The organism is Moraxella sp. CTOTU49803, assembly GCF_032097965.1.
GTDB classification, from domain to species: Bacteria; Pseudomonadota; Gammaproteobacteria; order Pseudomonadales; family Moraxellaceae; genus Faucicola; species Faucicola tetraodonis.
Genome location: NZ_DAMCJP010000002.1, coordinates 144759 through 157536, shown reverse-complemented (window position 1 = coordinate 157536; position 12778 = coordinate 144759). Strand labels below are relative to the sequence as shown.

Here is a 12778-nt window from a genome sequence, read left to right as displayed (position 1 = left end):
ATGTTTACCAAAGATAGGTAGATTTTTCACCAAAAATAGACGTTACATTAATCTTTCAATATAGCATGATATATGGATTTACCTTAACATTATCAAGCGAATTCTCTGTTATTTTCTAGTAAAAACATATTACCAATTTTTATCCAGTCAACTTCACGGATAGACTAAAGCAAATTACCTTATTTGGTAGCAATCCAATACATTTCTTTTGAGCGTGCGCGTGACGCTGCCGGCTTGATACTGCGCACTTTACTAAAACGCTGCTGCATATTTTTTCGTAAGGCGTCAGAGCCTTCGCCTTGGAATACCTTAATTACTAAGGTACCACCTTCCGGGAGCACTTGCTCGGCAAAGTCCATGGCAAGCTCACACAAATAAATCATGCGTGGCTGATCGACTGCAGAAAACCCCGAGGTATTAGGCGCCATATCAGACAGCACCACTTCCACTTTTTTATCGGCGACTTCTGCCATAATTTTGTCAAAGACTTCTTGCTCACGAAAATCACCTTGGATAAAGGTCACATTCTCTAGCGTATCCATCGGCAATATGTCTGAGGCAATGAGTTTGCCATTATCACCGACTAGTTTGCCAGCAACTTGCGACCAGCTGCCTGGGGCAGAACCCAAATCGACCACCGTCATGCCTTTTTTAATCAGCTGCAGTTTTTCGTTGATTTCTAGCAATTTGTAAGCCGCTCTTGCCCGATAGCCATCGCGCTGGGCAAGTTTGACATAGTGGTCGTCAATGTGCTCTTTCATCCACGCACGGCTACTTTTGGACAATTTTTTGTTGGTAATACGCGTTGCCATAATTCTCTACAAACTACCCTTTATATATAGTTTAAAAATTCTTCACTTGGGATTTGGCTAAAAAACCCAAAGCCATCTTAGAATGACCATCGGCAAATTTTGACAATCTCAAGGGTTAAGGCTGTTATTTTAGCATATTTCACCCAGTTAGCTTGTGTTAACTCATGGATTGGCTATTGATTTTTTTAATTCAGTGATTTTTGCAGATTGATAAGTCATGGCAGTTTTTTTGCCTATGTGTTTTTGCCTATGTATTGCCCATAATTTATTAGGCAAAATGATTAATATGGTATAATGCCAGCTAATTTTTTTATAGGTCAATCGACAGTTATGGCAAATTCAAGCTTATCAAATGCGGATATCAAACATTTAAAAGGCATCGGTCACCAGCTGAACCCTGTGGTAATGATTGGCGGTCAAGGCGTTACCCCAACCGTCATTGAAGAAATAGGGCGCGCACTGACCGATCATGAGCTGATTAAAGTAAAAATTCCAGCCGGTAGCAAAGCAGATCGTGACGCTGTGGCAAATGCGATTGCTGAAGCCACTGATGCGATTTTGGTCACCAGTATCGGTCGTATGGTATTGTTATTGCGTCGCAATCTGGACGCCAATCCTAAGTTATCAAACTTGGCACGTTTTGGCTAAGGCTACAATGGACGCATTACAGGGTGTGACATTCGCACTGACGAGCGCGGCTGAACCACTCACCGTATCGGCAACACTGGACTACCGGCTCTCAGTACATGTGGTCGCTGATAGTAAATTTTTAACGCTCTTATTTGATGCTACCCATCCCAAGATTGATGATAGTCAAACCGCTCTACAAGCTGGTCTATGGGCAAATTTTCCGACATTTAGCCCATTGGTACTTGAACGCGTGATGCGCCAAGATTATTTATGGCAAGCAGATTGTTTTGAGTGTTTTATTGCCAAAGATAGCCAAGCGGATAGCCCGTATCTTGAGGTCAATTTGGCGACCAATGGTGAATTTAATATTTATTATTTTGACAGTTATCGGACACCGAATGCATTACCCCCTCGGCGCTTGCCTATCAAAGCGCTGACTTATGGTGAGGATATCAATTTTTTTAGCCAAGCCGTTACACAAGATACCGAGCTTGCGCTTGTGTTTTGGTGTTCTGCAAGTCCAATGCTCCTTACCCATGTACGAGCCGTACAGCAGCAATATGCGTTTAGTACTGGTACTTTTCGTGTCGGTATGACATTTGCCAAATCAGCCTTGGACAAGTTAGTGGGTGCAAATGGTAATTATGCGCTAAATCCAACGCGTGTGATTCAGCGACCGCCAGACAGTGGATTAGCAAATAGCTTAGCTCCAACCGTCGATGAAATGAGTTATTGGGCCATACAGCATGCACACCCAGCGGACTTTCATAACAAGGCACACTGGATAAACATCTAAATTATGATGGTTTTAAACCGTTTTAAACCATAGCACAGCGAAAAATAAAAAACTGGCATATAAGCCAGTTTTTTTATACCGAGATAGTGTCACGATTAACGCGCTGGCGCCATTGCTAAGTAAGTTTGTGGATTGATGGCTTGACCATTTTGGCGCACTTCATAATGTAAGTGGGCGCCTGTTGAACGACCCGTGTTGCCTACTGCCGCGATTTGCTGGTTTGCATACACCGTATCGCCAACGTTAACATAGTTTGCAGAGGTATGTGTGTAACGCGTGACAGTACCGTTGCCATGATCCACTTCAACATAACGACCATACCCTGTACCCCAACCTGAGAAAGTCACCACACCATTACCGGTGGCATAAATAGGGGTGCCAATGGGAGCAGCAAAGTCCATCCCTTTATGAAACTTTGATTTACCAGTGACCGGGTGGATACGATAGCCAAAACCTGAACTCATACGCGCAGATGAAGCAATCGGACGTACGGTCAACATGCCATTACCTGCATAGCTGCCCATTGCCGGCATGTTGATAATGGTGGTTGGCTGAGTCGATAGCTTTTGTGCTAAACTTGCGAGGCGGTCTTCTTTTTGCTGGGTTTGCTGGCTTAGATTTTTGATAGCGGCATTGACGGCGTCTGAAGGCAGATAATAATCTTCACCATCATCTTCACGGACAATAACTTGACTGGTTTTACCGGCATTGGTAATCGATAGAATTTGAGCTTGTGCAACACTCATTGTGGTTAAAGCAACAACTGGCAATGCGATTAGAGCTAACTTCATCTTTTATCCTTTGTTAAACCTTATGCTATTAAACCCTGTGCCAATGTCATGTGAACGCTGCTTTAGCGCATTGGCAAGATTTAATTCACTATAACTTGGTCTTAAAATCACCTACACTAACACTAAGACCCAATACTAAGACTAAATCAAAATTTTTGTCGCTTAACTACCCACCACACTGCTCATTGACTATGAAAAAACCAACCAACCATCTTGCTTCTCGCACTGAGCGCCTTGCCAACTATCAATTACCGTTTCAAAAAAAGCTGCAGCAATTACAGCAATTGACGGATGATGTTCGCAGCGCTTGGCAAAACGTGTTGACTGAGGAAATCTTAGCAAGTTTACAAGTGATTGCTTGTGAGTCGTTTAGGCTTGTGGTGAGTACGACCAGTCATACCCTTGCCAATCACCTTAATTACAACCAGCAGCACCTACTGTTAACCCTGCAAGCGTTCGACAACAATTTTCATCAATTCAATCAGTTACGTTTTCGCGTGGTGATTGTCAAACCTATTCATGGCTTGCAAATGTCAGATTTACATTGTAACCACAGTGTTAGCAGTGTAAAAAATTGTGAGCTAAGCGAATCTACGAAGCGAAATATAACACAGCTATGTGACCTTGTCACGGATAACGAGCCGCTTAGAACAGCGTTACAAAAACTGATAGAAGACTAAAGCAGCCAAGTTACAATGTAATTTTATGTAAATTATGTTGCTGATATCGCAAGATTTATCAATGCATTAATGGATTGTGCAAGTGAAAGTAAAAAACTATAAAAAAATTTACAATTAATAGGCTAGATGAAGATATCTTTTTTTTTATTTTTACGGCGCTTATAGTAACTAGTGGCTAAAAAAAGATATCCAGAAATCAAATGATAAAATTGAATGGTTGGGTTTAATTAGTGTAATAAAATGATAACTTCTTGATGAAAAAATGTTACTAATCAAACAATAGGTAAAGTTTTCTGATTAGTAAAAATACACAATAAAATTAATAAAGTTAAATAAATCTAGTTAACATTGTTATGCTTTGTTACAACTTTATATTTATTTTCATCACTAAATAAAGCCTGTAATAATTTATTATTGAGTGCATGCCCTGACTTGTAAGCGTAAAATTCACCCAAAATTTGGTGACCGGCAAGGTATAAGTCACCAATCGCATCTAGTACTTTATGGCGCACAAATTCATCGTCAAAGCGTAACCCTTCAGGATTAAGTACGCCACTATCATCTAAAACAATGGCGTTTCGCATACTACCCCCCAGCCCTAAGTTATTGCTTTTTAGGTATTCAATATCTTTTAAAAAGCCGAATGTGCGCGCTTTGGCAATATGCTCGATAAAATTGCCTTCATTAAAATCCAATTTAAACTTTTGATGTGAGCCATTAAACGCAGGGTGATTAAAGTCAATTTGAAAATCTAATACAAATCTATCGTAGGGACGAAAGCCTGCAACTTTATCCTCCACGCGAACCTCAATTGGTTGCAACACCTGAATATAGCGTTTGGCAGACGTTTGCTCGGCAATACCCGCTTGTTGCAATACCTTCACAAATTCGATGGCACTACCATCCATGATTGGAATTTCAGGGGCGGACACTTCGATTTGTAAATTATCAATTTGAAGCGCAGCGATGGCACTCATCAAATGCTCGACTGTCCCAATGCGCTGACCTAACTCATTGGTGAGATTTGAGGACATCATGGTATCGGTTACCGCATGATAGATAGCGGGAATGGGCTGTGCATCTGCTATATCACTACGTAAAAATTGAATCCCATAATCAATGGGTGCAGGAGAAAAGCGCAGGTGTACAGGGTTACCACTATGTAAGCCGATGCCTTCAAGATTGATGGGTTGTTGAATAGTACGCTGCTGCATAATGCCCCCTAGTAGATTGCATTCATCCTTAGCCAAAGCTAGGTTGATATAATTTGTTACATTTGGCTATTCTACCATTGTCCCTTTCCACATCATAGTGATGCTTGATTGATTTTATCGACCTTTATGATTGACTCCAGTGATAAAAAAACCCCACAACGATTAAGGTGTGAGGCTGTTAAAAGTCATACGGTATTTTAGCGATTTTGCTGACGACGTAGATAATCTTGAATACTGTTGCCTGTGCGTTGTGGCTGCGATGATTGCGGTTGCGCTGGCGCAGGCTCAATAGCTTGCTGTACAGGTGGCTGAGGTGCAGGGATGGGTTGTGGTATATCACGGCGTGCCGCATACGCAGGTTCATGCGTGCCTGCTTCTACTTTGTGGGTGCTAGAGGCATCTGAGACAAAATCTCTAGTTGTATGCTTTGGGGTATTATCTAGTGTAAGACCTGTTGCCACCACGGTCACTTGGATTTCATCGCCCATGTCTTCATCAAATACCACGCCATAGAAGATGTTGGCTTCATCAATATCCACCAAGCTATGCACTTTTTGGGTGATGCGCTCTTGCTCTTCAAAATTGAAGTCTGAGCTAGCCACCACGTTGACCAAGAGACCTTTGGCATTTTTAAGTAATAAGTTGTCAAGTAATGGGCTTTTGATGGCTTTTTCGGCAGCGATCTCAGCGCGGTCTTCACCACTGCCTTTACCGATACCCATCATCGCATGGCCTCGGGAAGTCATTGCCGTGCGAATATCGTTAAAGTCGATGTTAATAAAACCATCTTTTGAAATCATATTAGAGATACCTTGCACCGCTTGAAGTAAGACTTCATCGGCTTTTTTGAAGGCATCTTTCATAGAGATTTTGCCATACACTGTCATCAATTTATCGTTAGGGATAGTGATGATGGAGTCGACAAAGTTAGAAAGCTGCTCAATACCTTCTCTAGCCACTTTATTGCGTCTGCCACCTTCAAAGGTAAATGGCATGGTCACCACCGCAACGGTCAACACGCCCAGCTCTTTGGCTAGTCTGGCGATGACTGGCGCAGCGCCTGTACCTGTACCACCGCCCATACCTGCGGTAATAAATACCATGTCAGAATTTTCTAGCAATTGGCGAATTTGTTCTTCATCGCTCTCAGCTGCTTCACGACCCACTTCTGGATTGGCACCTGCCCCCAAGCCGCGGTTGTTATTTTTGATACCGAGCTGGATTTTATTAGGCGCTGACAGGCGGTCAAGCGCTTGTCTATCAGTGTTGGCACAGACAAAGGTAATGCCTTTTACACCATTTTGTACCATGGTTTCAACGGCATTCCCACCGCCACCGCCGACACCGATGACGGTTAAACGGGCTGAATCGGCAAATGTATCAGTGTGATCTTGTACAATACTAAACTTCGCTTCCATAATTGAGAATCTCCGTATACTGTCAAGTAGGCTTGAGCAGCATAAATAGCAAACATATTAAATTAAATATCAAATAAATCATTACACAATTAGTGGATTTTAGAGTCAATCATAACATGAGCACTCTTAAAATACTAAACATCTCTTTTTTAGAAAAATTTACCAAAAAATTTATTCACAATTTTGAGTTTTTCTCGCATGGGCTGAACCTGCAAAGAGTCGGGTGAGCTTTTCTCGCTATGATGAAATGCCTCACTTTGACTATATAACAGTGTGCCAAACGCGGTTTGGTATTTACGCTCACCAATCATCGTCGCAATGGTGCGAAGCTTGTCATCATCACCATATTGGGTGTAGGCAGAAATCGCTGCGTGTTGATTGACCTTGTTTACTTTATTGGCAAAGATTTTTTTGGCCAATGGCAATAATCCGCGCATTTCAGCACCACCGCCCGTGATCACATACCCTTGCTGTAAAAAATCACTTAGCCCCTCTTTATCCAGCTCTCTTTTAATATTGCCTAAAATACTGATATAGCGAGCTTCAGTGACTTCAAGTAGCTCAAGCATATTAATGGTTTTTTCATCGTCATGCTGTGAGCGCTTGATGGTAAAAAATTGGCTTGAGTCAATCCCATGACGATCAACATTGGCTTGGGATTTTTTCATATTCTCTGCTTCAGCAATGGTGACGTCTAGCAGCATAGAGATATCCAGTGTCGCGTGATGTCCGCCTTCGGCAAAACAATGGGTATAAATCAGCTTATCCTCACGGTAAACGCAGACACTGGTGGTAGATGCCCCAATATCAATCAGACATACGCCATGGTATTTTTCTTCAGGCAATAGGCCGTATTCGGCGGTAGATACCGCATCAAATAGCATTTGGTCGATACTGACATCACATTCTTGCAGCAGTTGCTGTAAATTTTGGCGACCTTTGACGGGCATCATCATCAGATGATAGAGCACCATCAAGTCACTTGCTTGCATGCCAATCGCATCATCAATCATCTCAGCATTGCCATCTAAAGCAATACCTTGCTGGGCATAATGCATCAAATACAAATCATCTGTAAGATGTTTATTTTTGGCTTGGGTTAGCGCGGCAACCACGTCTTTGGCTTGTACGATATCGTGTTTGATTTTGACTTCGCCCACACTATTGACGCTTTGCAAATCTGGGGTAGAAAAGCTCAGCCAAACACTGTTGACACGGCAATTTGCCATGTCTTCAGCGTTTTGAATAGATTGTTTGATGGCAGATTTTAGGCGTTCGCGGTGGCGAATGGTACCTTGCGAGAAATCATGATTTTTGACAGTAGATAAACCGATAATACGAATATCTTGCGCACTGTGGATTTGCCCAATCACAGTATGAATAGCAGTAGCACTTAGGTGGACGACGACGATCAGATCTGGCTTTTTCATAGAACACTACAAAATTATATTTCACCTAATGGCTGGGGTAGGCTGGCGTTTTTAAGGCTTCAGTTTTTGAATCGGTTGTTGAGTTGGCATCGGTCACCGGTTTAGTATCAGCCGATTTGGCATTAACGACAGTTGTATCACTGGCTTGCTGTATCATAGGTCGTTTGGTAATTGCCATGCCATTTTTATAGCGTAAATCCACCGTTTGCAGCGTTTTAAGCTGTGGTTTAAGCTGATTTTGTAACATGATGCTCAGTCGATACAGTTTTTCTGAGGTATTGTCATTATCAACCAGTACCCGAAGTCCGTTATCAAAACGAAATAGCCATGCCATTCTGGGCGTTACAATGACTTCTTCAATTTTTATACCCAGTGGCATAAACCAATCACTGACTTGCTTGATTTGCTGCATCATCACAATGGCATTTTGGCTATCGCCTTGTAGCTGCATTAGGCTGGTATTATTTAGGTCATTGCTATCGGCAGGTTTAAATACCATGCCATTGGCATCGACTAAACGCTCACTACCAAACTTGGCAACGGCTTGGCGCGGTACTACATTGACCACAATACCTTGTTGCCAATCGCGGCGCACATCGGCTTGCCCTACCCAATCTACTGTCTCAAGTTTTGCCACATAGCTTTGCAAATCAGCCTTGAGTAAATTTGTGTCTGCTTTTTCGCCCAATAATTGCTGAAGCTGCAGGGTTTGCTGGGTATTTAACCCTTTATGCTGCAAACTGATGGCTGCATTGGGTAATTTATTGAACACATTAATCGCCAAAGCCGCTAATATCAGCAACAATAACACAACGCCAAGCATTAACAACTTTGGCAGCAGCTGATGAAAGCGATTAGGGAGCGTAGTATCTAGAGAAGCAGTTGCCACAAATGAATTTGCCATATTGACCAATCATAACTCGGTCTAAAATTATTAATTACTAAAATCTCAACAACAAAAATCACAATAACTAAAAATATTACAAGGATTTATGCTTAGAAGCATATCATAGCAAATTCAATGAAATGAATGGTAAATAGATAATACGCTTCTAGACAATTCAAGTACTTTTTTTGTAAACAAATATAAACGAAAACGACTTATTCGCTCAACGTTTGTTCTAAGATACGTACGCATAGCGTCGCAAAATCCATGCCACGCGCTTTTGCTGCCATCGGCACCAGACTATGACTGGTCATGCCGGGCACCGTATTGAGTTCAAGCAGATATAGCGTGCCTTCGTCATCTCGTAAAAAATCCACGCGTGACCAACCTTTGCCCCCAATTGCGGCAAATGCTTTTCTTGCAATTTGTTGCATGGTTTGTTCTTGCGCCTCGCTCAAATCTGATGGGCATTGGTAGACGGTATCATCACGATTGTATTTGGCTTCGTAGTCATAAAACTCAGTGGTTGGGATGATGCGAATACTGGGCAACACCTCGTCACCGAGGATTGAGCAAGCATACTCACCGCCTGTGATGGCTTTTTCTGCCAAAATAGCGCCGTGGTATTGTTTGAGCTGTGGGTAGGTCTTGGCAAGCTCGCCCGCTTCTTTAATTTTAAAGACGCCGACACTACTGCCTTCGGCGGCGGGTTTGACAAACAGCGGCAAACCTAGCTGCTGTTCGATAGCGGTAAAATCGGTATTGTCATCAAGCACGACGTAAGGTACGTTTGGTAAATCTAACGCTTGCCAAACTAGGCGATTGCGAAACTTATCCATGGCAATTGCAGAGGCTAACACACCACAACCGGTATACGGAATATTAAAGCCGTCTAGCACCCCTTGCAGGCTGCCATCTTCGCCAAAAGTGCCATGCAACACATTAAATACGCGGTCATAGTCGCGCAGTTTTGAGATATCTGTTTCTTTGGGGTCAAAGTGATGGGCATCCACGCCTTTAGCGAGTAGCGCATCAAGCACAGCTTGACCACTCGTCAGTGACACCTCACGCTCGGCACTCCAGCCCCCACAGACGACCGCCACTTTACCAAATTGTTTGACATCGATAAGCTCTGACATATTGATTCCTAATCTTTTGTTAACCGGATTTATTGCTATAATTATTTCACACAAATTTTTAAACTATTGCTTGGCTATGACTTAGCAATAGTATGGGTATGGTTTAGTAATTTTTTTTCACTTATAAAATAATCGCCTGCTGGCAGCATGGGCAAGCTACAACAGCTTTTCAATATCTTAGTTTCATAGCCGTTTACCGCGTGCTTTTCAATCAAGCGGTTGTTCAATCAAACGGTTACTTATCCGCTAGAAATAAATTATTTTTTGCCAAATCTAGACAGAGTTGACCCACGTTACCCGCCCCTTGGGTAATCAGCAAATCATTGGCTTTTAACATACTACCTAGCACCTGACGGATTTGATCCATGTCATTGATGTTCAGCATAATTGGCTCAACTTGTCCGCGAGTACGGATGGTACGGGCAAGGCTGCGACTATCCGCGCCTTCAATCACGGCTTCACCTGCGCTATACACATCAAGTAGCATCAACACATCGACTTGTGACAATACGTCCACAAAATCATCGAAGCAATCACGGGTACGGGTAAAACGGTGAGGCTGGAAAATCATCACCAAGCGGCGATCGGGATAGCTTTGGCGAGCCGCTTTGATGGTCATTGCCACTTCAGTTGGGTGGTGACCATAGTCGTCAATCAATAGCACATCGCCTGCGCCATCTTTCACAGGGTAGTTACCATTGTTTTCAAAACGTCTGCCCACGCCGGCAAATTTTTTGACCGCTTGACAAATGGCTTCATCACTGACACCTTCATCGGTGGAGATGGTGATAGCCGCTAAGGCGTTATAGACATTATGAATGCCAGGAATGTTCAAAGTAATCGGCAGTGGCTCACGGTCTTTACGCAGTACGGTAAAATGGGTTTTGGTGCCATCTGCCACCACATCAATGGCTTGCACATCGTTATGTTTTTCCAACCCATAAGTCAACACAGGACGTGCGATTTTATCAATCAGTCCGTATAACTCTTTGTCATCACCGCACAATACTGCCAACCCATAAAACGGCATATTCTGTAAAAACTGCACATACGCGGCTTTTAGTTTATCAAAACTGCCGCCATAGGTTTCCATATGGTCTTGGTCGATATTGGTGACAATCGCTGCCATCGGACGCAGCGATAAAAACGACGCATCTGACTCATCCGCTTCCGCCACCAAATAACGGCTTTGACCTAATGACGCGTTTTTGCCTGAGGCGTTAAGTTTACCACCAATCACATAAGTAGGATCCAAACCCGCTTCGGTTAAAATCATGGTAAGCAGGCTAGTGGTGGTGGTCTTGCCATGCGCACCCGCTACTGCAATACCATGACGGTAACGCATCAGCTCACCTAGCATATCGGCGCGGCGTACCACAGGAATACGTCCTGACAAGGCGGCTTGGATTTCTGGATTGGTATGATCAATGGCTGATGACACCACGACCACATCGGCTTCACTGATGTTTTTGGAATCATGCCCGATAAACACTTGAATGCCCATTTGGGTCAAACGGTCGGTCACTGGGCTTTGTTTGATGTCTGAACCGCTAACCATATAGCCATGATTATGGACGACTTCGGCAATACCGCACATCCCTGCCCCACCAATACCGACAAAATGCACGTGGCGAATACGACGCATCTCTGGAATTTCGACCACACGCTTGGTAATTTTTTTGGTGACAGTTTTGGTTTTTTCAGGTTTTTCAGTAGATTGGGCAGTGGCAGTTTTGGCTGATTTTGACATAGACAGGCTCAATGATAAATGACTTATAAGTTGTAAAAATAATTAAGGTTTTAACTGGGATAAAATGGCATCGGCAGCCAGCTGTGTGGCATTGGGTTTGGCAAATTCACGTGCTTTTTCTGCCATCGCTAAGATTTGATGACGGTCGAGCTTGGCTAAAATAGCACTTAAACTCTCTGCCGTTAATTCTTTTTGCGGCATTAAAAACGCGGCGCCATGTTCTGATAGGGTTTTGGCATTGGCCGTTTGGTGATCATCGACTGCATGGGGCAGCGGCACAAACACCGCAGGCAATCCAACCGTGGCAACTTCTGTGACCGTCAGCGCCCCAGCACGGCAGACAATCACATCTGCCCAGCTGTATGCTTCTGCCATATCTTTGACAAATGGCAAAATCTCATACTGGGTTGATTGGAGTTGTGCTTCGCTATATACCGCTTGGGTAGCCTCTTGGTTGTTTTTACCACATTGATGCCGCACTTGCCATGGCTTGGAGTCTGGCATACTTTCTAATTTTTTTAGCGTGGGCGCGATATGATTATTTAATGCCTGAGCACCCAGAGAACCGCCAATGACCAATAGCTTTAAAGGACTGGTATCATTGACATTGATACGGGCTTTTGGTGGCGGTACTTGTACAATAGCCTCGCGTACGGGGTTGCCCACTGTCATCACTTTATTAGAAGGTAGTTCGGTGAAGGTATTTGGGAAGGCTTCTAACACTTGATTAGCAAGCTTAGATAGATAGTTATTACTCATGCCTGCGATGGCATTTTGTTCATGAATTAAAATTGGTATTTTACAAAATTTTGCGGCCAATCCGCCGGGTGCGGTCACATAACCACCAAACCCTACCACGATGTCGATTTTATTGGTTTTGATAATTTTGATAGCCGCTAATGTTGCTTTGAGTAAGGTTGACGGGGCTTTAAATAAGCGTTTGATACCGTTACCGCGTAACCCCTGCATATTGATGGCATGGTAGGTAAAGTCGTAATGTTGTAGTAACTCATTTTCCATACCGACTAGGGTGCCGAGCCAATGCACTTGGGCACCTGATTGTTGTAACGCTTGAGCCACCGCAATCGCGGGAAACACATGCCCACCCGTGCCTGCTGCCATCATCAGCACGCGCGGTTTTTGCATCGTTGGCTCACTCATCTTATTATCCTTGACCAATCCAATCTAGGTGAGGTGGGGATTAAAAAACCCCGTATGACTGACCGTCTATC

12 protein-coding genes are annotated in these 12778 nt (G+C 43.3%); 3 read left to right on the top strand and 9 right to left on the bottom strand.

The window, feature by feature from the left end:
- Positions 1 to 179: 179 nt before the first annotated feature.
- Entirely contained in the window at positions 180 to 812 is a 633-nt protein-coding gene (gene rlmE / locus RT422_RS04820; RefSeq protein ID WP_313421507.1) for a 23S rRNA (uridine(2552)-2'-O)-methyltransferase RlmE, read from the bottom strand.
- A 330-nt stretch (positions 813 to 1142) separates the two neighbouring features.
- On the opposite strand from rlmE, the gene RT422_RS04815 reads away from it, so the two are divergent.
- Both RT422_RS04815 and RT422_RS04810 read left to right on the top strand, forming a co-directional pair.
- Positions 1143 to 1460 carry a YhbY family RNA-binding protein gene (locus RT422_RS04815; protein WP_188874625.1) on the top strand — a complete coding sequence of 106 codons (318 nt, stop codon included), beginning with the start codon at positions 1143 to 1145 and terminating at the stop codon, positions 1458 to 1460.
- Between the two features lie 7 nt (positions 1461 to 1467).
- A complete protein-coding gene (locus RT422_RS04810; protein ID WP_313421506.1) occupies positions 1468 to 2238 on the top strand; it encodes a hypothetical protein in 771 nt (256 codons plus the stop codon).
- Between the two features lie 95 nt (positions 2239 to 2333).
- On the opposite strand, the gene RT422_RS04805 is transcribed toward RT422_RS04810, so the two are convergent.
- Positions 2334 to 3029, bottom strand: coding sequence for a M23 family metallopeptidase (locus tag RT422_RS04805; protein WP_159675855.1), 696 nt, complete (start codon positions 3027 to 3029; stop codon positions 2334 to 2336).
- A 191-nt stretch (positions 3030 to 3220) separates the two neighbouring features.
- Between RT422_RS04805 and RT422_RS04800 the strand changes: the two genes are divergently transcribed.
- Entirely contained in the window at positions 3221 to 3709 is a 489-nt protein-coding gene (locus RT422_RS04800) for a hypothetical protein (protein ID WP_313421505.1), read from the top strand.
- Between the two features lie 338 nt (positions 3710 to 4047).
- Here the strand turns inward: RT422_RS04800 and lpxC are convergent, their stop codons facing one another.
- From lpxC to murG, 7 genes are all read right to left on the bottom strand, one after another.
- Positions 4048 to 4926 carry a UDP-3-O-acyl-N-acetylglucosamine deacetylase gene (lpxC, locus tag RT422_RS04795; protein WP_313421588.1) on the bottom strand — a complete coding sequence of 293 codons (879 nt, stop codon included), beginning with the start codon at positions 4924 to 4926 and terminating at the stop codon, positions 4048 to 4050.
- 194 nt (positions 4927 to 5120) lie between these two features.
- Complete coding sequence (gene ftsZ / locus RT422_RS04790; protein WP_065253596.1) at positions 5121 to 6341, bottom strand: cell division protein FtsZ; 1221 nt, start codon at positions 6339 to 6341, stop codon at positions 5121 to 5123.
- A gap of 149 nt (positions 6342 to 6490) precedes the next feature.
- Entirely contained in the window at positions 6491 to 7771 is a 1281-nt protein-coding gene (gene ftsA / locus RT422_RS04785; RefSeq protein WP_313421504.1) for a cell division protein FtsA, read from the bottom strand.
- A 25-nt stretch (positions 7772 to 7796) separates the two neighbouring features.
- The gene (locus RT422_RS04780; RefSeq protein ID WP_282841839.1) at positions 7797 to 8675 is read right to left on the bottom strand and encodes a cell division protein FtsQ/DivIB; all 879 of its coding nucleotides are present in this window, start codon (positions 8673 to 8675) and stop codon (positions 7797 to 7799) included.
- A gap of 197 nt (positions 8676 to 8872) precedes the next feature.
- Positions 8873 to 9796, bottom strand: coding sequence for a D-alanine--D-alanine ligase (locus tag RT422_RS04775; protein ID WP_095356141.1), 924 nt, complete (start codon positions 9794 to 9796; stop codon positions 8873 to 8875).
- Between the two features lie 235 nt (positions 9797 to 10031).
- Entirely contained in the window at positions 10032 to 11441 is a 1410-nt protein-coding gene (gene murC / locus RT422_RS04770; RefSeq protein WP_313421587.1) for a UDP-N-acetylmuramate--L-alanine ligase, read from the bottom strand.
- A 147-nt stretch (positions 11442 to 11588) separates the two neighbouring features.
- A complete protein-coding gene (murG, locus tag RT422_RS04765; protein ID WP_313421503.1) occupies positions 11589 to 12707 on the bottom strand; it encodes an undecaprenyldiphospho-muramoylpentapeptide beta-N-acetylglucosaminyltransferase in 1119 nt (372 codons plus the stop codon).
- Positions 12708 to 12778 lie beyond the last annotated feature (71 nt).

Coding starts and splice junctions, on each gene's coding strand:
- RT422_RS04810 (WP_313421506.1), top strand. CDS start 1,468: ATGGACGCATTACAGGGTGTGACATTCGCACTGACGAGCGCGGCTGAA.
- RT422_RS04775 (WP_095356141.1), bottom strand. CDS start 9,796: ATGTCAGAGCTTATCGATGTCAAACAATTTGGTAAAGTGGCGGTCGTC.
- RT422_RS04780 (WP_282841839.1), bottom strand. CDS start 8,675: ATGGCAAATTCATTTGTGGCAACTGCTTCTCTAGATACTACGCTCCCT.
- ftsA (WP_313421504.1), bottom strand. CDS start 7,771: ATGAAAAAGCCAGATCTGATCGTCGTCGTCCACCTAAGTGCTACTGCT.
- RT422_RS04815 (WP_188874625.1), top strand. CDS start 1,143: ATGGCAAATTCAAGCTTATCAAATGCGGATATCAAACATTTAAAAGGC.
- ftsZ (WP_065253596.1), bottom strand. CDS start 6,341: ATGGAAGCGAAGTTTAGTATTGTACAAGATCACACTGATACATTTGCC.
- rlmE (WP_313421507.1), bottom strand. CDS start 812: ATGGCAACGCGTATTACCAACAAAAAATTGTCCAAAAGTAGCCGTGCG.
- RT422_RS04805 (WP_159675855.1), bottom strand. CDS start 3,029: ATGAAGTTAGCTCTAATCGCATTGCCAGTTGTTGCTTTAACCACAATG.
- murC (WP_313421587.1), bottom strand. CDS start 11,441: ATGCGTCGTATTCGCCACGTGCATTTTGTCGGTATTGGTGGGGCAGGG.
- murG (WP_313421503.1), bottom strand. CDS start 12,707: ATGAGTGAGCCAACGATGCAAAAACCGCGCGTGCTGATGATGGCAGCA.
- RT422_RS04800 (WP_313421505.1), top strand. CDS start 3,221: ATGAAAAAACCAACCAACCATCTTGCTTCTCGCACTGAGCGCCTTGCC.